The organism is Desulfovibrio ferrophilus (assembly GCF_003966735.1).
GTDB lineage: Bacteria > Desulfobacterota > Desulfovibrionia > Desulfovibrionales > Desulfovibrionaceae > Desulfovibrio_Q > Desulfovibrio_Q ferrophilus.
The window spans coordinates 3,627,370-3,648,322 of sequence record NZ_AP017378.1 but is presented as its reverse complement, the minus strand read 5'-3'; the positions used below and the strand labels follow the sequence as shown (position 1 = coordinate 3,648,322).

Here is a 20,953-nt window from a genome sequence, read left to right as displayed (position 1 = left end):
CCATATCGATTGTCTTATGGATAATGCTTTATCGATATCGAATCAACAGTTTTTTTATAAAAGTTAGCAGAGCACTTACTCTAGCAAGATCATCTTGATAGACAAAGCTATACTACAGCACCTAAAAAAGGCCGCTCCGAAACCGGAACAGCCTTGTGATTGCTTATGAATTTTGCGTAGAGTTATGCTTTGCGACAGTCGGCACACAGGCCATACAGATACATCTTATGACCGGTCAAAACAAAACCGTGACTTTCGGCAAGCTTCTCCTGCAAATGCTCAATCTCTTCGTCCATGACCTCAAGTGTCTTTCCGCATTGCTCGCAGATGATGTGGTCGTGATGTTTACTGCCGTACTTGCGTTCATAGCGGGTCACTCCATCTCCGAAGTGCACTTCCTTGGCAAGCCCGGACTCGGACAACAGCTTCAGGGTCCGGTAGACAGTCGCCTGCCCAATGGACTTATCCTCGCGTTTGACCATGTTATACAGGTCTTCGGAAGCAAGATGCCCATCGTCACGCAAAAACACATCCAGAATCAACCTGCGCTGAGGTGTCATCTTGAGGTTGCTCTTGGCAAGGTAATCAGAAAATACGGCCTGCGGCTCTTTCATGCATGTGCTCCCGTAGACGTTTGTGTCATCTATTCAAGCCCTCGCCGCTCTGTCAAGCCCATGCGACGTCCATAACGGCCCATCATTCAATCCGATCAGCAGACTTTGTCCCTTCCGCCAAGCCCAAAAGACACATCCACAGGTGTCCTAGTCATGAAGTTATCCCCATGTTAACGCCTCTTCTGGGGGATTTCACTGATTGACAAATACTTCCCGTTTTGTGCTAGTGAGAGCAAAACTCCAGAGAAACAATATCGCCACGACGGATGCTCATTATGCAGGACGGCCCCTTTTCCATCCTTTTTGTTTCACCCGAAGCACCCGGGACCAGCACCCTGGCTCTGAAACAATGGGGTGGCGACATATGGAACGCAGGAAATACACTGGAAGGCCTCAATATCCTGAAGAACCTGTTACCGGACATTGCCATCCTGGATACGGCCTTGCCCTCGTCAGGCTGGGAAGAGCTGGCTGCCATGATCAAGGGGCGCGAACCTGACATCCCGGTCATCCTGACGGGCATGACCCCCAACCAGCAGGACCTCATGACCGGCATGCGAGCCGGAGCCGACCTCTTCCTGGAACTGCCCCTGTCCGGAGAGCAGCTGGAACAGGAGATTTTCCCTCTGGCCCGCCGCGCCGCGCAAATCCGTTCCAACAGACTCCGGCACAGCACAGCGGCTGCCATTCTGGATGCCACCCCGGCCCCCATGCTCATCACGGACGGCAACACGGTAGACTACATGAACCGGCCGATGATGGAACTGGCAGACTTGAACGCACAGTTGACCCCTCGCTCCTGTTCCGAAGTCGAACAGGCCATTCCGCTGGTTCGTCTGCACGCTGTGGATGATCAATCGACATTTACCAAATGGATCAGCGTGGTCATGGAAACGCCGGATTGTGAACACCTCGTTAGCGTGGGCGGTAAGAAGAGCTGCGACAGGACCTTCCTGCTGCGAACCACCCCCCTGGCAGGACTACGGAACAGGCATTCCCTGAGTTTTACGGATGTGACTTCCATTGAGAATGAAAAACGGATGTACCATCGTCTGGCCACAACCGACCCCTTGACGGGTGTCTGCAACCGCCGAAAATTCATGGATGAATTGGACACTGAAATTTCGCGTGCTGCCCGTTACGGCAATCCGCTGTCGCTGATCATGATCGACATCGACAATTTCAAAAATGTCAACGACACCATGGGTCATCAGGCTGGTGACGTTGCCTTGGTCGAGCTGGCCTGCCTGCTCAAGGACAATATCCGCTCCATGGATCTGCTGGCCAGATACGGCGGTGAAGAATTTGCGCTGATCATTCCTGAAACGGACCTGGAGGGAGCCAACTGTGTGGCATCCAAGCTTTGCAGCATTGTGGATTCCACCCAGTTCGCCATCGTTCCTGACATGACTTGCTCGCTGGGCGTGTCCTCATTCAGCAAGGACGACTCCGTACACTCACTGATCGAGCGTGCGGACCAGGCCCTGTACAAGGCCAAGCACCTGGGCAAAAACCAGGCCTGCAAGTTGGAGCCGGTCTGTAACCCAGCCCCGACCAAAGTCATCTGACCCAGCATTTCCACCTGCTTCCGACAAAGAGAGCCCCCCGTACGATCACGTACGAGGGGCTCTTTCTTTCATGAGTTCTGTAGTCGATGATCAGCCCCTATAGGACCTTGTTGCTGGTAAAGCCCAGCTCCGCACGGTCCATGGCCTCTGCCGAGCCCAAGACAACGACATCACCACCCGCCATAAGCGGCTCAAGGAACTCACCCAAGGCCCGGATGTCCGAGAGCTGCGTCCCCAACAGCTGGTCACGCATGTGCTGGCGGGTCTCCATATCATCGCCCGTCAGATGCCTGAGCAACGAGGTGAAGCCCTGGGCATCCGGCAGGAGATAGGCATCCACATCGCCCACGGCGCCAATGATATTCTTGGAAAACTCCTCGCCTTCGAGATCAACATTCCTGAAAAATACCGGCAGGCCATCATAGGCATCAAGAGTCTGCATCAATGAAGGATCACGGTAGGACACCTGGGCCATGATACCACTGAAGCGATCCAGGAAGCAGAACGCTCCATATGCACCGCCACGGGCGCGCACGGCGTCCCAGAGATAAATCATCCGGGCCATGCGCACAGCCGTCAGATGAGTGCCATGGAAGGCGTATCCTGCCGGACGCAGGTCCACAACCTTGCCCACATAGTTGACCTGCGCAGGCAGCACCAGCCCTTCGGCAGCAGGCAACAGCCCAGGAGTCCAATCCGCTGCCGATGCCATCCCGGCAGGCAGGGACTCCGTCAGGCCGGACAACAACTTCTCTACACCCGCGCACAACCCCGGGTCTGTGGTCAGATTCAACACCAGCCCATCGCGAGACACGATAAGCCGCTTCAACTCTTCCATGTCGGCACGAACGCCATCCCAATCGTCATCCATCCGTGCAGAAAGTTCACGCAGACCCATGAGCGCTTCGATGCCCCCCATGCATTCCGCAGCCCACCCAGCGGGGCCGCTGCGGGCACGCAAGCGCGACATGACAACCAGATGTCCCGATGGGATCAGGTGCTGCTCCAGGCGGGCCTTTTCCTCAGACAGAATCTGGCGGAAACGATCGCGATCGCCAATCTGGGCATCCAACAGGACTTCACGCAGAATCTCCAGCATCTCCGGAGCATTGTCGGCTGTACATTTGCCTCGCAGGAACAATCGCGCAGCGGCTCCATCTCCGCCCAGCACGGCGGACGTGAACGTCTCATGCCCCATGCCACCGGTCTTGCGCGCAATACGCATGGACAGATCGGCAAAATCCTCACGGGAGGTTCCCGTCTCGAACAGCGCCCGGCCAAACAACGGCACCAGAGGCAACAGACGCGCAGGCACGGCGCTCAAATCAAACCCGGCATCCAGATAGACAATGCCCTGAGCCGGAATCTCGTGAACCAGAACATCATCGGCACGGCCTCGTTCAGGGATGGCTGTCTCTTGTGGAGCGATGTCAGCCAGATCCAGTTGGGGCAATGTTGCCAGGGCCTCGGGGGTATCCTCCACCAGTTGCAGGCGCTCCAATTCCGCAGCCTGCGCGATGACCTGCTTGCGCTGGTCGCTCCCAAAGTCTTCCAGAATCGAAGCCAATCCGGCCTGCTCTGCGGCTTCGTTTGCCGCAAGCAGGTCCACTTCGGGCTTGAAGACCACGGTCACCCGGTGCTGATTGTCCAACAAGTGCTCACGGATCAGGGTCTGGAAAAGCGGCTCACCGGACAACAGGCGTTCTTTGATTGTCGCAATGGGCCTTTCAAAAGCCAAGGGGGCAAAGGGGTCACCGTTATAGAGCCATGTGGTCAGGGAATGCAGCATCATGGACAACCCACGGGGGAAACGCCCGGAGTTGTTTTCCCGCAGGTCAAACTCCACGGTATTCAGAGCCGCTTCAATCATGGCTTCGGATGGGCCATCTGCGGCCAAGGCCTCCAGCACTTCCATAATCAGGGATTCGGCCTGCTCTACATTGCCGGGGTCGATGCCCTTCAGACCAATGGAAAAGAAGAACTGACGCAATTCGTCTTCCAGCCCCACTCCGGCCAGATCCTCTCCCAATCCGGACTCCATCAGCGCCCGACGCAGCGGCGAGGAAGGCAGACCGATCAGCACATGCTCCAACATCTCCAGAGCCAGGGCCAATTCGCGGTCCGTGGTCTCGGGCAGCAGCCAATTCAACGTGAACATGCCCTTGGAATCCTCACCACCGGCAAAGACGTGCTCAGCCCGGCGCGGAGCGGTCCAAGCCTGCTGGAATCCGACCTCGGAATCCGGTGTCAGGACTTCAAACCCGGCCAGGGCTTCGCCCAGAATGCGCAAACGCTCAGTCTCGTTATCGTCACCATAGAACCAGAACCGTGCATTAGACGGATGATAATACGTCGCGTGGAATCGCTTGAACTGCTCATAGGTCAACTCGGGAATGACCTTGGGGTCACCGCCCGAATCCAGGCCATAGGTGGTGTCGGGGAACAGCTCCCGCTGCGAATGTTCGTAGACCAGGCTGTCCGGGGAAGAATACGCGCCCTTCATCTCGTTGAAGACCACCCCTTTGCGGGTCAGGGGGCCATCCTCGGACTCCAGTTCGTAATGCCACCCTTCCTGGAGGAACACATGCTCGGGAATCAGGGGGTGGAACACGGCGTCCAGATAGACATCCACGAGGTTGTAAAAATCCTGAAGATTGGCGCTTGCCACCGGATAACACGTCTTGTCCGGGTAGGTGAAGGCGTTCAGAAAGGTCTGCAACGAGCCCTTGAGCAGCTCCACAAAGGGTTCCTTGACCGGAAACTTCTTCGATCCACAGAGCACCGAATGCTCAAGGATATGTGGCACGCCAGTGGAGTCCGACGGAGGCGTGCGCAGGCTGACTCCAAAGACCTTGTTCTCATCATCGGTCAGCACGGACATCAACTCCGCACCAGTGGTGTCATGCCGCCACAATTTTGCTACGCAACCCGCCTCGGGAATCTCACGCTCAACAACCAGGGTAAAACCGTGTATATTCGTCATCATGTCCTCCGCCGCCAGCAAGCGGCTGATTGATTCATTTCAAAGCATTGCGACAGCCACTCAAGGCCGCCCTGAAAAACAGACGGCAAAAGCCATTCTATCCTGTAAGGAGACTTCATACATGAGCTTGCTCGCGAACAAAACCCTCATTGTCACGGGTGCATCCTCAGGTGTCGGGCAGGCGCTGGCCGTTCAACTGGCACGTGCCGGGGCCTCTCTGGTTCTCAATGCCCGCCGCAAGGAGCCATTGCGCCAGACCTTGACAGATTGCGCAAATGCTTCTGCCAAGGCCGGGCATGACCGGCAGCATGTCTGCGTGGCAGGTAGCGCAGGCCAGGCAGACATCGCCAATGTCCTGGCAACCGAAGCCCTCAACCTGGGCCATTTTCATGGCTTCATCCATGCTGCCGGGGTGCTGGCTCCAGGCCCCTCCCTCTGGGAACTGCCAGAGGATGATTTCGACAAGGTCTTTGAGGCTGGGCCCTTGGCCGCGCACCGCCTGATCCGAACCTGCGTACCACATCTGTTGGCCGAAGGGCAGGGGCTGGCTGTGTTCATGGGATCGGGGGCAGCGCAGATAGCACAGCCCGGCATCGCGGCATACTGTGCCGCCAAGGCGGCTTTGGAACATACCATGCGCCAATTGGCGGCGGAGGCCCCTGCGCTGACAACCTTCGTCTATCGCCCGGGCATCGTTGACACCCCCATGCAGACTCAGGCTCGCCACAGCAAGGGGAGCGGCGCTCCACAACTCAAGGCCATATTCAATGCCTGGAAAAAAAATGGAGAACTACTTTCTCCCGAAGACTCAGCCGCCGCGCTGACGGCTATTCTTGACAACGAACCACATTCGTTTCACGGGCGCATCGCCACCGTGGAACATGGACGAATGATTTTGGCAGAAAGCACGGGGGTAAACGGTTAACTTGCTGATCTCCTTCCCATTGGGCAGGGCTTCACGTATACTGGGGCCACACCCGGGAGCACATCAGGAACTATGTACACAGACTCGACACCGACTCCAGAACAATTCGATCTTGGACGCTCCTTTGCAGCACGCCGTTTCGCCTTTTGCGACACCAACCATGCGGCCGTAAAGACCCTCTTCAACATCTGCGCAACCTATGCTGCTCATGGTCTGGCCCAAGGCAAACACATCCCGGACCTGCCTGCCCCGGACGAGCAGCCTGGTCCAAGCCAGTACCCCAAGGCAGCTGCGGACCCCTTTGATCTGCTGCGAAGCGAAGCTGGACTTCCGTCGCTTCCAACCATCTATGCCGAATTGCAGGACGTCATCGTCAAGCCCGCAGCCTCGACCAACGATGTGGCTCACGTCATCAGCCGTGACACCAGCCTTGCCGCGTTTTTGCTACGTCTGGTGAACAGTGCATTCTACAGCTTTCCGTCACAAATCGAGACCATCAGCCGTGCCGTGACCCTGGTCGGCACAAGCCAACTCACGACTCTGGCCATGGGCACCACGGTCATGAAGCTGTTCTCGGACATCCCCGACGAGTTGGTCAGTATGGAGAGCTCATGGCGGCACAGTATTGCCACAGGTATTCTTGCCAGTAACCTGGCCCGACGAATCGGCGAAACCGACCCGGAACGACTCTTTGTGGCGGGTCTGCTGCACGACGTCGGATTGTTGACCATGTACCAGACAATCCCGGACAAGAGCCGCCTTGTGCACAGCTTCATCCGCGAACATGGCGCAATCCTTCACACTGCCGAAATGAATATCCTGGGCTTTGACCACGCCATGCTCGGCGGCATGATGCTGCGCAAATGGAATCTGCCCTTCCCTCTGATCAACGCAGTGCTTCGGCACCATACCCCTGACAAGAGCGAAAAACACATTGAACCCGCTCTGATTCACATTGCCAATACCCTGGCGGGGGCCATGGACTGCAGCGCGACAGGGGAACCGTTCATCCAGCCCTTGAACCTGATTGCCTGGAATGCGACGGGCCTGACTCCCGAAGACCTGAAAGAAACAGCCCGGGAGTCCGAGACGCAAATCGCCGAGGCTTGTCAGGCCCTGCTGTGCATCTGACCCCCTCGCACTAAAAAGCCCACGGCACGGGCCATGGGCATCATTCAGCATTCGCAGCCAGTAAACCTATGCGTTGGAATCAAGGATAGAGGAACCTTCGAGCAGGGACATGACATCCCTGAGTTCATTCTTGAAACGGCTGCTCACGGCACCCTGAACACGCTCGGAAGACGAACCGAACTGCCGCGACCGGTTGTCATAGACGGCCTTGATCAGCTCTTTTTCAAACCCGGGCCCATCGATGTTTCCCACCGCGTCCAGGGCTTTGGCGAAGATCTTGGCCGATCCCGTGGCCCCGTGCTGCACGGCCGTGGACCACAGAACCTGGGCAATGGCCTGGTGCCTGCCGGTCAGATCCACCCCTGTCAACTCAGCAACCTTCTTGAGCGCAGGTTGAAAATGTGTCTCGCGGATGAACTCATGCTGCAAGTTGGAAAAACGCGGCCCTTCGTCATGGGCCAGAGTCTTCCAGGCCGAAGGCATGGGGCCAGTCTTAGAGCCGGTATCGGCCTGGCCCGCCGCCCGCAAGCGCGAGGCCATCTCTGGGGCCTTGGCATCCAGGAAATTCAAAAAACGATCAAAGGTCCCGGCTCTGGAAGAGACCTGATACATGCCATAGGAAGTGCCACCGACCCTGTCATAGCCCACTGAACCGGGATTGCCACCGGATTCAAACCGGGCGGACAAGACGCCAAAGGGATCAGAAGCCGGGGCCGCGCCATAGGCCTTGTGAGCCATGGCGGTTCGGGCCGCCCTGAGTGAGGCTGATGGTCTGGCCTCGGGGGCATTGATCATGGCCTGGACCGAGGCATCCATGGGTTTGATGGGAATCCCCATCGCCGGCTTCTGCACGGCAGACGGAGCATCCATGGAAAAAAGTGAGGGCTCGTTTCGTGCCGGATTCGCAGCAACCTCGCTCATTCCGGCCAGTTCATCGGCCTCGGGAACCACCCCATTCATGGCGGTCTGAGGAGCCAACTCCTGCTGGCTGGCATTGGTCTTCAACGCCTCGGCAACCTTGCTCATATCCACGCCGGGGATTGCGGAGCCCACCAGCCCCATCAAATCCAGAGAACGGTTATTCCCACCGATCCCTCCCATGAGCTTGGTGAAATCCATGCCGCCGCCGGGCTTGTCCGAAGTGTTCGACAAGGCATCAAGCAGTTGATTCATCTCGCCGGTTTCCGCCAATTTGCTGGCATCACCACCCTGCATCAACGACATGAACTGTCCGCCCATGGATAACTGGGCAGCGAGGTCCAAAGCTTCGACTCCGCCCGTCTTGAGGGCCGACTGGAGCATTTTGGCAAAAGCACCGGCCTTGCCGGAAAGGTCCGGTAGCCCGGTGCCGACAGCGCCTTGCCCCCCAAATCCCTCGCGAGAGAACTCCATGGGTTTGATGGGGATGAATTTGATTGGATTGATGCTCATAACTGCTTCCTCGATATCTGCCTTGCGCGTCGAAACTTTGGCGCAGGGCGGCCTTGATATCGATTTGAGCAAATTCCGTGCCCGGAGCTGTAACTCCGGGTTTGCCCTTTCCCCCCGGTTGCTTATAGTATGGGCCACAGCCTTATTGGTGTGGGCTGAACCTACGGCATGAAGGAGAGACCAATGCTGCCCAGAGACGAAGCGCTGGAACTGGTAAAATCACAGAACCCCGAGCCACACTTGGTGAATCACGCGATTCAGACCGAGGCCATCATGCGCGCTCTTGCCCTCAAGCTGGGTCATGACCCCGAGTTATGGGGAGTCACCGGACTGCTGCACGACCTCGACTACCCGCAGACCAAGGACAACCCCGCACGACATGGCCTGGATGCTGCCGACATGCTCAAAGGCAAAATGCCTGAAGATGCCTTGCAAGCCATCGTTGCCCACAATGAGGAACACACCCAAGTCGCTGCGGCCAACCAGTTCGACTACGCCCTGCGCGCGGCTGAAAGCGCCACAGGACTCATCTCCGCGGCGGCGCTGGTACGCCCCACCCGCATGGAAGGGATGAAACCCAAGAGCCTCAAGAAAAAGATGAAGGACAAATCCTTTGCAGCCTCCGTCAGCCGGGAACGCATCCGCGAATGCGAAAAGCTGGATATGGACCTTGGGGAGTTCTTCCTGACGGCCATCCCGGCCATGGCTGAAGTGGCCTCCGAAACGGGCCTCGGCTAAGCCGAAGACGGGAGAGTACTGCGATGAAACAGCGACTGATCTTTCTGCACCCTGATGCCAGAGGCCAGAACATGACCTTTGCCCAATCCCAGCTCCAGACTCTGGTGCGCTGGGCCTACATGGTGGGCAAGGGCTTTGTGGCGGACAAATGCTTGCTCTGGGCCTCGGCCCTGGCGTTCACCACAGCACTGTCTCTGGTGCCACTGCTGGCCGTGGCCTTCTCCATGGCCAAAGGCTTCGGGTTCCAGAATTCCCAGTTCATCCACGATCTGCTGATGCAGGTCGCCGCAGGTCGCGCCCAAACCGTTGACGCCATTGTTGGCTACATCAACAATACCAACGTCCGCACCCTGGGAGTCGTGGGCGTAGGATTCTTGTTCGTCACCGTACTCTCCCTGCTGTCCAACATCGAAAAATCCTTCAACTCCATCTGGGGAGTGAAGGCCACCCGGGGGACATGGCGCAAGCTCTCGGACTATCTGTTCATCACCTTGATCTGCCCACTGCTGATCATCATCGCCATCAGCGCCACGGCATCCATGCAGAACTCGGCAGTGGTCCAGACGCTGCTGTCCTATTCAGTAGCCAGCGTTGCCTATCTGGCATTGCTCAAGATGCTGCCCTACTTCAGCACCTGGATTGCACTGCTGTTCATCTACAGCTTCATGCCCAATACCCGGGTCAAATTCCGTTCCGGCATCGCCGGAGCCGTGGTTGCTGGAACCCTGTGGCAATTCGTGCAATGGGGCTATATCCACTACCAGGCGTCTTTCAAGAATTACAACGCCATCTACGGCAGTTTCGCCCAGGTACCGCTCTTTCTGATCTGGCTGTTCATCAGTTGGGTCATCGTACTGCTTGGAGCGGAAATCTGCTTCGCCGTGCAAAACAGCGGAACCTACTTCCGCGAATCACGCCTTGGCAACTACAGCCACGACGACCGCCAGAAATTGGCGGCACTGGTCCTGGCACTCCTGACCAATGCCTTCATGGGGGGCACTAAACCCGTCCCCAACGAGGACGTGGCTCACCGCCTGGACGCACCGGTCAAGCTGGTCAATGATGTCCTGCACATGTTGGAAGGGGCCGGGATCGTGGTCAAACTGGATCACCCCGAACTGGATATGTATGGGCTGGCACGACCGCCGGACAGCGTCCGCATGGTAGACGTCATCGTTGCCCTGTCCCGTTACAAGGGCAACGCCCGGAGCGAGGCACTGACCGGGCGCCTGGAATTTCTCGATCCCGTATTCGAAGGCATTATCGGAGCCGCTGCAGACAGTGCCGACAATCTGACCCTGTCTGAATTTGCGAGCCGTTGCGAAGGGCACGTCATCTGCCAGCCCGAGGACAAGACACATGACCAAGCCTGATCACAAATATTTCCGCAATACCGATTGCCAATACTTCCCCTGCCACAAGATGGCCGATGACTCATTCTACAACTGCCTATTCTGCTTCTGTCCCCTCTACTGGTTGCAAAACTGTGGCGGGAATCCCGCAGACCGGGATGGCGTCAAGGACTGTACGGGCTGTACACTGCCTCACCGCCCGGGGGGCTACGAGCACATCATCGATCGCCTGAAGCAGGAATTCGAACACAATCGCACCGCACGTAAAACAAAAAATGAGCAAGAAAGCCCGCCCGCCCAAGACGCCCCCGACAAGGGTTGACGAACACGCCAGCTGACCATAATACATTGAAAGGAATGACTTTTATCCGACTCAATGGGTATGGATCAGCAGGTGTCACCCGATGTTCACGCCTGCCTGCTAACAACGATTATATCAGGAGGCCGAAATGAATATCCAAGACATCATTAAACAATCCAAAAACGCAGAACCCTTCAGCAAAGCACAACTCTGCGACATGCTGGCCCTGTCTCCCCAGTCCCCCGAATCCTACCTGCTCATGGCCGAAGCCAAACGGATTTCCCGGGAAGTGACAGGTGACAAGCTGGAGGTCCACGGCCAGTTTGCCCTGAATCTGGCACCCTGCCCCAAGAACTGCATGTACTGCTCCTTTGCCGTCAAAAACAAGATCTTCACCAAAGTGACCGAACTGACCATACAGGAAGCCATCGACAGCGCTCAGGTGCTTGAAGCTGCTGGATGCAACGCGGTGTACATGATGGTCACGGCCAACTACAAATTCGGCAAACTGCTGGAGATGACTCAGGAAGTGAGAGCCAGCCTGAAGCCCGACACAATTCTGATCGGCAATGTGCCCGACCAGGACACCAAGACCGCACGCCAGTTAAAAGATGCAGGATTGAACGGTGTCTACCACGCCCTGCGCCTGCGCGAGGGCATCGATACCGGGCTTGATCCCGAAGCCCGCAAGGCCAGCATGCGCGCCTTCCAGGAAGCCGGATTGGTGGTGGGTACCTGCGTGGAACCTGTGGGACCAGAGCACAACAACGAGGAAATTGCAGACCTGATTCTGTACACCGGCTCGCTGGACCCGGCCTACAGCGGTGCGGCACGGCGCATCCCCATTCCCGGTACGGAAATGTTTGCACGGGGCACCATCTCCGAGTTACGCATGGCTCAGATCGTGGCAATCACTCGGCTGGGACTGCCGCGAACAGTCCTCGGCAACTGCACGCATGAACCCTATTCACTGGGTGCTGCGGCCGGGGCCAGCCTGCTCTGGGCAGAGATCGGAGCAAATCCCAGAGATATCAAGGAAAAGACCGAAGAAGGCCGGGGGTTCACACCCAAACGTTGCACCGAAATCTTCATTGATGCAGACTGTGGCGTACTTGAGGGCCCATCCGCCTATTATAGCAAATCCCCGTTACCGGAGGCCAAATGAACGAAGAGAGCAGCACCCAGGAATCCATACCAGCATCGACATCCGCAGGTGGCCCCCGGAAAGGGGTGATCCTGTTGGTCATCGCGGCTCTGGCCGTGGCCATTGTTCTGGCCGTCAAATTCATGGACAAACAGCAGGCTCTGGATGAAGCGGTCGTCGGCAGTGGCGAACAGTCCAAGGATAACGGCGTTCTGGATCTCCCCATGTTCGCCCCCAAGCCCGATCCTGCCACGCAAGACCCACAGGCCGCCAACGGAATGCAACAAGCTGGCGAAGCTGTGCCCGCCCACGCTTCCAGCGTCACCATGAGCGCTGCCCCGACCGAACCCAAGACCGACCGAGTTTTGACTCGGGACTTTATCCGCGACCTGGCCGCAACACTGGCAGCAAGCTACCAGCCTGCCGGGACCAGGAACAACCTGAGCAACCGGGGCGTGACCACCCTGACCTTCAAGAAGCTCAACATGCGCTACGGCACAGAGCTGACAGGTTTGAACGTGGATGAACAAGACGCTGCTCTTGGGCGTGACCAAGCCCTCTCGCATCTGTTCTCACCCATCGTACTGCGCCTGGTGTTCGACATTTTCTCCCAGCCCCTGCTCGACGAACTCACGGCTCAAGGCGCGGCCCAGCAACGGGAATTCGCCAAGGGTAGCACCTACGTTAAGCATTCAGTATCCAGTGCACAGGTTCGGGAAATGCTGAAACTCTACGCTTCATTGGTGGCCGATGCGGGCAAGGCCTTTGAGGCCTTCGCCAGCCGCCCCGACCTGACCACCGCCCTGAACCGATATTTTGATGCCTCGGCCAGGGTCAACGCCGCCTACGGCAAATACTCGGACCGCGAAGCCGTGGAAGCCCCACAGAAAGAGCTGGATGCCATTTCCCTGGAAATCAAGAATGCCATCCAGGCCCGCGAAAAGATGCGAATCGGTCTTCTCAAGGGGATCAGGCTCGGCTCCGGCTCCATGCTGGCAGAGAGTGATGCCATCGACATCGCCTCCTGGATTCACCGCCGTCTGGCAGCCGATCCCGACGCCATCAATGCCGTAGGAGCCATCGCTTCTCTGGCTCGCGAATTCTCGGCCAAACTTGCGGAGACAACCTATTCTCCCGAGGGCTAGGCCATCACCACCATCGGACAATACTCAAACGCAAAAAGGCCGGGAAATCCCGGCCTTTTTACATGCGTCATGACAGAACGCAGCACAGATACCCCAGAAGAGACAACAGCCCATGCCCATGAGTATATTATCAAAGGCAAGGCCCGAATGAGTGCGAAAATTCAACTGTGAAGGGGAACCAAAATCCAGCGGCAGATCAACAGGTCATCTTGTCGCGCTCCATCAACTGACACCAGGCGCGCACAAGGTGCTCATCCCACTGCTTTCCAGCTCCATCCAACAGGATGCTCTGGGCTTCATCAGGGGAACGCCGCTGCTGATAGGCACGATCCGTGGTCATGGCCTCGTAGCCATCGGCTACACTCACGATACGCGCCAGAAAGGGGATGGAGTCACCACTCAGGCCATCAGGATAGCCCGCACCATCAATGCGTTCATGGTGATGATACACGATGGGCAACAGGTCTTTCAGCGTATGGATGTTGGAGAGGATGTCGCGGCCCATGACCGGATGCTGGTGCATGATCTTCAACTCATCTTCGCTCAACGGGCCAGGCTTGTTCAAAATATTATCAGGAACACCGATCTTGCCCACATCATGCAGAATTCCTGCAAAAGACAGACACTGCACCTCGCGATCAGGCAGGCCGATCTCACGACCCAGTTGCGCCGCAAAGGCTCCCACCCGTTCCGAGTGTCCCTTGGTATAGATATCCTTGGCTTCCACCGAGCAGACATGGGAAGTGATGATCTCCAGATTCATGTCGCTCAGACGGCATTTAGCCGACAGGTTCTCCATGGCCGAAGCGGCCTGAGAGGCAAAGACCGTGAGCATCTGGAGGCTCGGCAGGGCATAGACGCCGCGCTTCAAGTCGCGAATGATCACCGCTGCGCCCAGCGCACCGGTCCCGTCCATCACGGGGCAGACCATGGCAGAAACCGTGGACGTTCCAGTACCATTGTTCACTGCCAGCGAGTCAAACAACTTGGGACTACCACTCTCCATAAGTCGCTTGGAGACAGCCTCAAACCATTTCCGAGCACGAGAGTTGCTGCGCAGCATCGGCCCCCAGGCCACGCACTTACCCAGCCCCGGTTCAAAATCCTCACGCAGGAACAACGCCATGGCATCGGGGCGGAAGGTCTCGCGCATCTGGACCAGGAATTCCTTGACCAGGGCTTTCAGGTCACGCTGGCTGCGCAGAGCGGCACCCAGATCGAGCAGCCGGTCCAATTCGGATTCACCACCACGCTGGCCCTGGGTCTTGCGGCGCAGACTGCGTTCTTCCAGAATCTTTTCGACCTTGGTCACGAACTGGCGGATATCAAAGGGCTTGAGCAGGTAATCGGCGGCACCCAACTGGATGCATTCCACGGCGCTTTCCACAGTGCCATACCCCGTCAGAAACATCACCTCGGACTTGATATTCCGATTGCGCATTTCCTCGAGCAATTCGCGCCCACCCAACTTGGGCATGCGTAAATCGGTAATCACAAGGTCGACGGGGGTGGAAGAGAGGAAATCCAGCGCATCAGAACCATTACCGACTGTCGCCACGCGATAGCCGCACCCTTCAAGGGTTTCCCTGTTCACTGCGAGAAGTTCTGGCTCGTCATCGACGAGCAGGATGGTGCGCTGACTCATGCATCCTGCACTGGAGGAGAGTTCACCGGGGAAAAGGCACGGGGCCCTACGCGCCCGTACAAATTACCAAGTACATCTACCTCAGCCTGAATTACATGTCCAGACCGGTTAGAATACACTCCAAAATTCCGGCACCATACAAATTTTCTATAAAAATTTGAGATTCTGACCTCCCAAGCATGCTTTGCGTTTTATTCATAAATTTCTTATGGATTCTCAAGCAGCAATAGTATTGCCACCCCACACCCACCGCTACCGCAAAGGAAGGCGCGATGCACACCGGTGAGAGCCCAACCGACGCTCCTAATATCCGGAACATTGTCCGGCATATCGAAGAGTTGCCCGCCCCTCCGTCTGTTGCCACCAAAATCCTGAACAGCGTCCTTGCCGACGATGTTGATTTTCATGAAGTCTCTGAGCTGATCGAATCCGACCAGACACTGACGTTGAAAGTCTTGCGCATGGCAAATTCCATGGGCTACGGCTACCGGGGAAAAATCGAAAACGTGGAGCAGGCCATTGCCACCATCGGCTTCGATTCACTCAAAACATCCCTGCTATCGGTCATCATCCGCGACAGCCTGTACAAAGACGCGCAAGACGGCGACCCGCTGCTGACCCATATCTGGAAGCACACTCTGGCCTGTGCCGTGGCCTCATCCCTTGTGGCCGAGCACGCGTTGCCACAGCTCAAGGATGTCGCCTTTGCCGCTGGCATGGTGCACGACTGCGGTCAACTGGTACTGCTGTCGGCCATGGCCGAAGACTATGAGCCACTAGTCAAACAATGTATCGACGGCGAGACCTCCCTGCTGGACCTTGAAACCGAAGTCCTGGGAGTGGAACACACCCTAGTGGGCAAATGGCTGCTTTCCGCCTGGAAAATGCCGCGCCGCCTCATCGATAGCGCCTGGCTCCATCATCAGGGGCCAGAGACGTTACACGAACTGGGCGAAGAAGGCAGGCTCGTTGCCGCCGTTGCTCTAGGTGATATCCTGGCCCACGAGGTGATGCACGATGGCCCGACAGCGAACTCGGAGGAACTGCGAGTGGAACTCGTCGCCTCCTTCGGGTTTGACGAGTCAACCCTGGAATCCATCAAGGGGCATATCGGCGAAGGTTTTGCCAAACGCGCCGAGGCCTTTGATCTGGAAAACGACGCGGCCCTCTTCTATTTTCAAGCTTTGCAACGGGCCAATGCCAAATTAAGCGGCATCAATACCCAACTGGCCGCACGTGAAGATCGGCTGAAAAGCACCAACGCCCTGCTCTGCGCTGTCGCTGCCGCCGGCCCAAGACTGGCAAAGGCGACCGAAACTGACGATGTTTTTCGGGCAGTGGAACGTGCCGTTCGCGATGGCCTTGGCGCGGGACGGGTCTTTGCCTACCGCATTGACGCCGGAGGAAAAATCCTGGAGGGCCTGCTGTCCGACAACGGCAAGCCCTATCTCTTCTCAGTCCTTCTGGACAATGATTTGCGCCCGTTGTGGGGAAAATCAGACATAGAGCCCCCCAAGTCCCTGCACAATCTGCTCGCGAGCTACCTGACCCGCATCCCGGCGGATGACCCGGCCGACGATCATCAACCACGGCCCATTCCTGTCCCACCCTGGCAGTTGCTGCCGCTCTTGGCCGAGGACGGTTTCCTGGGTGAAGTCGGCATCGAACCGCCCATCGAAGCGGCGTTGCTCCCCGAACAGACCGCAGCGCTGGCACAGCTCACATGCCTGGCGGCGGCAGCCCTGCATCGTCTGGAACTTCACGACCGTCTGGAAGAACGCGCCGACAGGTTGAGTTCCGCCTTACGCAAGATCAGACGCATGAACCATAAACTCCTGCAAACCGAACGTCTGGCCGCCGTTGGTCAACTTGCTGCTGGGGCAGCCCACGAGATCAACAACCCCCTGGCCATCATTTATGCCCGCGCCCAGCTTCTTGAATTTCATGAAACTAACGAGAAAAAGAAGCACGACTTCCAGCAGATGATGACCCAGATCGAGCGCATCACCGCCATCCTGATCAACCTGATGGATTTTGCCCGCCCAGCACCACCGCGCATGGACACCATCGCACTGGAAGGAGTTGTCCGTCGTTCACTGAGCCTGGTGGAGAGTGGCTTGAGCAAGCAGGGAGTAACTCTCGACGCCCGACTGGACAGCCTGCCGTCCATCATCGGCGACGGCAACCAGTTGGAGCAGGTGGTTTTAAATCTGCTCATCAATGCAGAGCATGCAGTGATCGAAGCCCGCCCCGAAGGCACCGGACGCATCAAGGTCCGTGCCGGGATTCGAGCGGACAAGGCTGTACTCACCATTTCCGATAACGGCATCGGCATCAAAGCCGAGAACCTGAACAAGATTTTCGATCCTTTCTTCACCACCAAGGAAGAGGGCAAAGGTACTGGCCTCGGCCTCTCCACTTCCTACGGCATCATACAAAGCCACGGTGGAGACATCCGCTTCCATTCCGTCCCCGGAAAAGGGACAGAAGTGACTGTGGTCCTGCCTCTGTCCACTCCCGACGAACGTTCCGAAGTGTTGCCTACCCAGCCCGGCTCGAATCAGGCCAAGCCCATTCTTGTTGTTGACGACGAGAAGCATATTCGGGATATTCTGCGGGAATCACTCGAAGCGCAGGGCTATCGGGTCGAGACGGCCAATGATGGCGAACAGGGGCTGGCTAAACTAAAAACCAGCGCTTACCGTCTGTTGCTGCTGGATATCCGAATGCCCTCGCGCGATGGACTTTCCCTGCTCAGCGAAGCCAAAAGCCTCATCGGGGGCATGCCGGTCATCGTGCTCACGGGCATGGCCGGCCCCGAAGAGATCGAAAAGGCTCTCAAATTCGGGGCCTACAAGTGTGTCCGCAAGCCCTTCCAGATCGATGCCCTGCTTCAGGACATCTCGGCAGCACTCAAACCGGAGGATACGGTATGAAGATCGTCCCTCTGAATCCTGATGTTCCACCCACCCGTGTGGTTTCAGTGGCCAGCGGCAAAGGTGGCGTGGGCAAGACCAGCGTCACGGTCAATCTGGCTTTTGCCCTTGCGGACCTTGGCAACAAGGTCTGCATTCTGGATGCGGATCTGGGCCTGTCCAATGTCGACATTCTGCTCGGGGTTGAACCTCTCAAGACACTGGAAGACGTGCTCTTTGACGGCGTATCCATGGCCGAAGCCATCCTGCCCGTAGGCAAGGGGGTGGACCTCGTCTCCGGTGCATCAGGCGTCCCCCGCCTGGCCGAGTTGAGTCTTGTTGATCGGCGCAGACTCGTGGAACAGTTCCAGATGCTGGACACCTACGACTACCTGCTTGTGGACAACTCCCCGGGCATCACGCAACAGATTCTGTCCATCTGTCTTTCGTCCAAGGACATCATCGTTGTCGTCACTCCGGATGCCACTTCCATCACCGACGCCTATGCCCTGATCAAGGTCATGACGCAGAACGGACTGTGGTGGAGCCCGCAGATACTCATCAACCGCGCCAAGAACCCTCGTCACGCGCGCTTGATCTATGAGAAAATTCGCTCCACGGCAGGCAAGCGGCTTGGACTGAGTTGTGCCTACCTGGGCTGCATCCTTGAAGACCGCGCCATGTCCGCAGCAGGACTTGCCCAACGACCGCTCATGCAGGTGTCCCCCGGTTCTGCTGCAGCCCAGGATATCGCCTCTGTGGCCAAATCCCTGGATGACAAAGGCCTGGACCGCAAGGGACGAGACATCTCCCCCGTACGGTTCCTAGATGGCTCCATCATGCGTCTGAAGCAGCAGGACCGCAGCAGAAAATCCGTTACAGCCACGGCCAAACGCTTTGCCAGGCGCAATGCAACCCTCGATGCCACGGCATTGCTTGGCGGGCTGGATCATCTCTCCCTTTGCCTGGACCGGCTTGACCTGCCCCATTCCGAAGACGAACAACAACAGCTGTTGGCATCGATGCGGCGCGAACTGGGCAGCCTACGCGCACTGCTTGCACCAACCGGCGGTGCAACTCCAACCAAACCAGTGCGCCGCACGTCCCCCATACGACAGTTTGACGGGAACATCCCTGCACCAAGGACGACAGGCAATGGCAAGGCCTTACTGATCTGCCCTCCATCGCCCATGCGTGATGTGTTGACTGAAGTCCTCTCTGCATCAGGGCTGGTTCCCGTTGCAACCCATCCCCGCACGACTGACGAACCGGACTTCTCGGGTTACAGCCTCGGTCTGGTCTGTTGGGATGCCCCCAAGCACGAGCTTGAACACCTTGTCTCTCGCGCCGCTGGCACACCTGTCGTCCTGCTTCGCGGGTACAGACGAGCCCCCGAACAGGAGCCAAGCCTCGCCGATGCTCCCGTCACAGTGCTACACAAACCCTTCAAGGTCACCGATCTGACCGGAGCCATTCGCAAAGCAGCCGGGCTGAGTTGAAGCCACAACTTTAATGCAAAAAAGGCCGGAATGGATATCCATTCCGGCCTTTTGCTTTTGCTAATATCAAAACCTAGAACTTGTAGCCCAGGCTGACACCCACGATGTGGGTCTCGAGGTCATGAGCCTCACCAGAATACACGCCCTCGGCCGGACGATTATTGTATGCACGTTCATCACTGCTCAGGTAGATGTAGGACAGGTCCACAGTCCAATTATCCAGATTGAGGCCTACACCCGCGGAGTACAGCTGACGGTCATTGGCCGGAACCATATAATCGGCATGGTCATCGCAAATGGGCGACTGGTCGTAGATATAGCCGGCACGCAGGTCCAGCCAATCGTACAGTGCATACTCCACGCCCAATTGATAACGGAAGGTATTGCGCCAGGCCTTTTCCGTCACGGATTGGGTGGAAGCTGCAACCCCCGGAATCAACTGCCTGTCGTAGTTAATACGCAGTTCCTGATAGGATTCCCATCGTGTGTACAGAATATCGGCTTCCACGGTCAGCTTGTCCATAGGCTTGATCGCAACGGCCAGGGTCAGGCTATCAGGAAGAGTAATGACACCATGAGCTCCAGCCGTAGTGGTATAGGCGCCCAAAGGGTTCACGGCACCAATAGGGCTGAAGGTAGCATCACCGACGATCTTGTGCTCAACCTGAGTACGGTAGGTAAGCGCAGTAGTAACCCAATCCAGCGGCTTATAGGTTACAGCAAACACTCCACCAACATCCGTGCTGTCACCATCAAGCTTGGCATGGGTGTCCGACGTGGTGGTCGTCGGGTCCTTGACGTTGATGTTGTCCACCGTCTTACCCTGCTGGAAACGCATATACATGAACTCAGGGCCAGCAGAAAAGGACCACTGGTCGTTCAACCGATACGCCAGAACAGGAGTGAAAGAGACAGACTCAATGCTGGCGTCCATCATGTTGTAGCGACCAGCCCAGGTCTCCTCGAATTCCGTGCCCAGGCCAAAGCGGGAAAACACACCAGCACCAATCCAGAAATCTTCACTCAACTGGTGGGAGACATACGCATGCGGCGGTAACCAGACATTGGACTTGCCTGTGGAGTCATTGTAGGCCGCGTTGTCAAAATCAACAATGGCCTTAGGTGCGATGGCGCTGACGCCTGTCAAAAGGTGAGTCCCTTCCAGATCAGTCATACCCGACGGGTTGGTTGCCACCGTCGACGCATCCCTGGTGTTGGCATATGTAGCGCCACCCATGGCGTTGCTGCGTCCACTCCACTCATAAATTCCGAAGCCCGAGGCAATAGCGGTGCCTGCCATCAGCAGCACCGCAAGCATTGCCATCGCAAGAGTTTTCAAACCCCCATTCATCAGGACACCCCACTTGCAGTTCAGTTCGTTGATATGGCAACTATTGCCTTCTACAATATAATTGCGCTAGCAACCATTTGCCCCTGGTTCACCAACGCGTTCACAACTCTCCGGCCATTACCCCAAATCGAACTGCTTGACCAGCCTTTACACCCCTTGAATTCAAGAGAATTTCTGTTTTTATTCGCCAACATACCGCAAATATGAACAA

General features: G+C 57.1%; 15 protein-coding genes. 10 read left to right on the top strand and 5 right to left on the bottom strand.

Features of this window, described 5'->3' with window-relative positions; all coding sequences use genetic code 11:
* Window positions 1–182: 182 nt before the first annotated feature.
* Window positions 183–614, bottom strand: a complete 432-nt coding sequence (locus EL361_RS16595) for a Fur family transcriptional regulator (protein ID WP_126381140.1) — start codon at window positions 612–614, stop codon at window positions 183–185.
* A gap of 275 nt (window positions 615–889) precedes the next feature.
* Between EL361_RS16595 and EL361_RS16590 the strand changes: the two genes are divergently transcribed.
* On the top strand, window positions 890–2,182 hold the full coding sequence (locus tag EL361_RS16590; protein ID WP_172961810.1) for a sensor domain-containing diguanylate cyclase: 1,293 nt from the start codon (window positions 890–892) through the stop codon (window positions 2,180–2,182).
* Window positions 2,183–2,279: 97 nt separating this feature from the next.
* Here EL361_RS16590 and EL361_RS16585 read toward each other — a convergent pair whose 3' ends face one another.
* Complete coding sequence (locus tag EL361_RS16585) at window positions 2,280–5,165, bottom strand: insulinase family protein (protein WP_126381553.1); 2,886 nt, start codon at window positions 5,163–5,165, stop codon at window positions 2,280–2,282.
* Between the two features lie 121 nt (window positions 5,166–5,286).
* On the opposite strand from EL361_RS16585, the gene EL361_RS16580 reads away from it, so the two are divergent.
* Both EL361_RS16580 and EL361_RS16575 read left to right on the top strand, forming a co-directional pair.
* Window positions 5,287–6,090, top strand: coding sequence for an SDR family NAD(P)-dependent oxidoreductase (locus EL361_RS16580; RefSeq protein WP_126381135.1), 804 nt, complete (start codon window positions 5,287–5,289; stop codon window positions 6,088–6,090).
* A gap of 72 nt (window positions 6,091–6,162) precedes the next feature.
* Window positions 6,163–7,221 (top strand): HDOD domain-containing protein, encoded by a 1,059-nt coding sequence (locus tag EL361_RS16575; RefSeq protein WP_126381133.1) that lies wholly within the window; start codon window positions 6,163–6,165, stop codon window positions 7,219–7,221.
* A gap of 66 nt (window positions 7,222–7,287) precedes the next feature.
* On the opposite strand, the gene EL361_RS16570 is transcribed toward EL361_RS16575, so the two are convergent.
* Complete coding sequence (locus EL361_RS16570; protein ID WP_126381131.1) at window positions 7,288–8,652, bottom strand: VgrG-related protein; 1,365 nt, start codon at window positions 8,650–8,652, stop codon at window positions 7,288–7,290.
* A gap of 183 nt (window positions 8,653–8,835) precedes the next feature.
* Between EL361_RS16570 and EL361_RS16565 the strand changes: the two genes are divergently transcribed.
* The 5 genes from EL361_RS16565 to EL361_RS16545 all read left to right on the top strand — a co-directional run bounded on the left by EL361_RS16565 (window position 8,836) and on the right by EL361_RS16545 (window position 13,332).
* Complete coding sequence (locus tag EL361_RS16565; RefSeq protein WP_126381129.1) at window positions 8,836–9,390, top strand: HDIG domain-containing metalloprotein; 555 nt, start codon at window positions 8,836–8,838, stop codon at window positions 9,388–9,390.
* 23 nt (window positions 9,391–9,413) lie between these two features.
* Window positions 9,414–10,763: a YihY/virulence factor BrkB family protein gene (locus tag EL361_RS16560; RefSeq protein ID WP_126381126.1), complete on the top strand. Its 1,350-nt coding sequence runs from the start codon at window positions 9,414–9,416 to the stop codon at window positions 10,761–10,763.
* Window positions 10,750–11,064: a cysteine-rich small domain-containing protein gene (locus EL361_RS16555; RefSeq protein ID WP_126381124.1), complete on the top strand. Its 315-nt coding sequence runs from the start codon at window positions 10,750–10,752 to the stop codon at window positions 11,062–11,064. The genes EL361_RS16560 and EL361_RS16555 overlap by 14 nt, the downstream gene beginning before the upstream one ends.
* A 127-nt stretch (window positions 11,065–11,191) precedes the next feature.
* Window positions 11,192–12,208: a radical SAM protein gene (locus EL361_RS16550; protein ID WP_126381122.1), complete on the top strand. Its 1,017-nt coding sequence runs from the start codon at window positions 11,192–11,194 to the stop codon at window positions 12,206–12,208.
* On the top strand, window positions 12,205–13,332 hold the full coding sequence (locus tag EL361_RS16545) for a hypothetical protein (protein ID WP_126381120.1): 1,128 nt from the start codon (window positions 12,205–12,207) through the stop codon (window positions 13,330–13,332). Before EL361_RS16550 ends, EL361_RS16545 begins: the two co-directional genes overlap by 4 nt.
* Window positions 13,333–13,528: 196 nt before the next feature.
* Here EL361_RS16545 and EL361_RS16540 read toward each other — a convergent pair whose 3' ends face one another.
* Window positions 13,529–14,977, bottom strand: coding sequence for an HD domain-containing phosphohydrolase (locus EL361_RS16540; protein ID WP_126381118.1), 1,449 nt, complete (start codon window positions 14,975–14,977; stop codon window positions 13,529–13,531).
* Between the two features lie 272 nt (window positions 14,978–15,249).
* Between EL361_RS16540 and EL361_RS16535 the strand changes: the two genes are divergently transcribed.
* Window positions 15,250–17,913, top strand: coding sequence for an HDOD domain-containing protein (locus EL361_RS16535; RefSeq protein WP_126381116.1), 2,664 nt, complete (start codon window positions 15,250–15,252; stop codon window positions 17,911–17,913).
* Window positions 17,910–19,391, top strand: a complete 1,482-nt coding sequence (locus EL361_RS16530) for a MinD/ParA family protein (RefSeq protein WP_126381114.1) — start codon at window positions 17,910–17,912, stop codon at window positions 19,389–19,391. Before EL361_RS16535 ends, EL361_RS16530 begins: the two co-directional genes overlap by 4 nt.
* A gap of 73 nt (window positions 19,392–19,464) precedes the next feature.
* Here EL361_RS16530 and EL361_RS16525 read toward each other — a convergent pair whose 3' ends face one another.
* Entirely contained in the window at window positions 19,465–20,715 is a 1,251-nt protein-coding gene (locus EL361_RS16525) for an OmpP1/FadL family transporter (protein ID WP_172961809.1), read from the bottom strand.
* Window positions 20,716–20,953 lie beyond the last annotated feature (238 nt).

What these genes read in the sequence shown, in the direction of transcription:
- EL361_RS16560 (WP_126381126.1), top strand. Translation starts at nt 9,414, where the DNA reads ATGAAACAGCGACTGATCTTTCTGCACCCTGATGCCAGAGGCCAGAAC.
- EL361_RS16555 (WP_126381124.1), top strand. Translation starts at nt 10,750, where the DNA reads ATGACCAAGCCTGATCACAAATATTTCCGCAATACCGATTGCCAATAC.
- EL361_RS16545 (WP_126381120.1), top strand. Translation starts at nt 12,205, where the DNA reads ATGAACGAAGAGAGCAGCACCCAGGAATCCATACCAGCATCGACATCC.
- EL361_RS16580 (WP_126381135.1), top strand. Translation starts at nt 5,287, where the DNA reads ATGAGCTTGCTCGCGAACAAAACCCTCATTGTCACGGGTGCATCCTCA.
- EL361_RS16595 (WP_126381140.1), bottom strand. Translation starts at nt 614, where the DNA reads ATGAAAGAGCCGCAGGCCGTATTTTCTGATTACCTTGCCAAGAGCAAC.
- EL361_RS16540 (WP_126381118.1), bottom strand. Translation starts at nt 14,977, where the DNA reads ATGAGTCAGCGCACCATCCTGCTCGTCGATGACGAGCCAGAACTTCTC.
- EL361_RS16570 (WP_126381131.1), bottom strand. Translation starts at nt 8,652, where the DNA reads ATGAGCATCAATCCAATCAAATTCATCCCCATCAAACCCATGGAGTTC.
- EL361_RS16550 (WP_126381122.1), top strand. Translation starts at nt 11,192, where the DNA reads ATGAATATCCAAGACATCATTAAACAATCCAAAAACGCAGAACCCTTC.
- EL361_RS16590 (WP_172961810.1), top strand. Translation starts at nt 890, where the DNA reads ATGCAGGACGGCCCCTTTTCCATCCTTTTTGTTTCACCCGAAGCACCC.
- EL361_RS16585 (WP_126381553.1), bottom strand. Translation starts at nt 5,165, where the DNA reads ATGACGAATATACACGGTTTTACCCTGGTTGTTGAGCGTGAGATTCCC.
- EL361_RS16525 (WP_172961809.1), bottom strand. Translation starts at nt 20,715, where the DNA reads ATGGCAATGCTTGCGGTGCTGCTGATGGCAGGCACCGCTATTGCCTCG.
- EL361_RS16530 (WP_126381114.1), top strand. Translation starts at nt 17,910, where the DNA reads ATGAAGATCGTCCCTCTGAATCCTGATGTTCCACCCACCCGTGTGGTT.
- EL361_RS16575 (WP_126381133.1), top strand. Translation starts at nt 6,163, where the DNA reads ATGTACACAGACTCGACACCGACTCCAGAACAATTCGATCTTGGACGC.
- EL361_RS16565 (WP_126381129.1), top strand. Translation starts at nt 8,836, where the DNA reads ATGCTGCCCAGAGACGAAGCGCTGGAACTGGTAAAATCACAGAACCCC.
- EL361_RS16535 (WP_126381116.1), top strand. Translation starts at nt 15,250, where the DNA reads ATGCACACCGGTGAGAGCCCAACCGACGCTCCTAATATCCGGAACATT.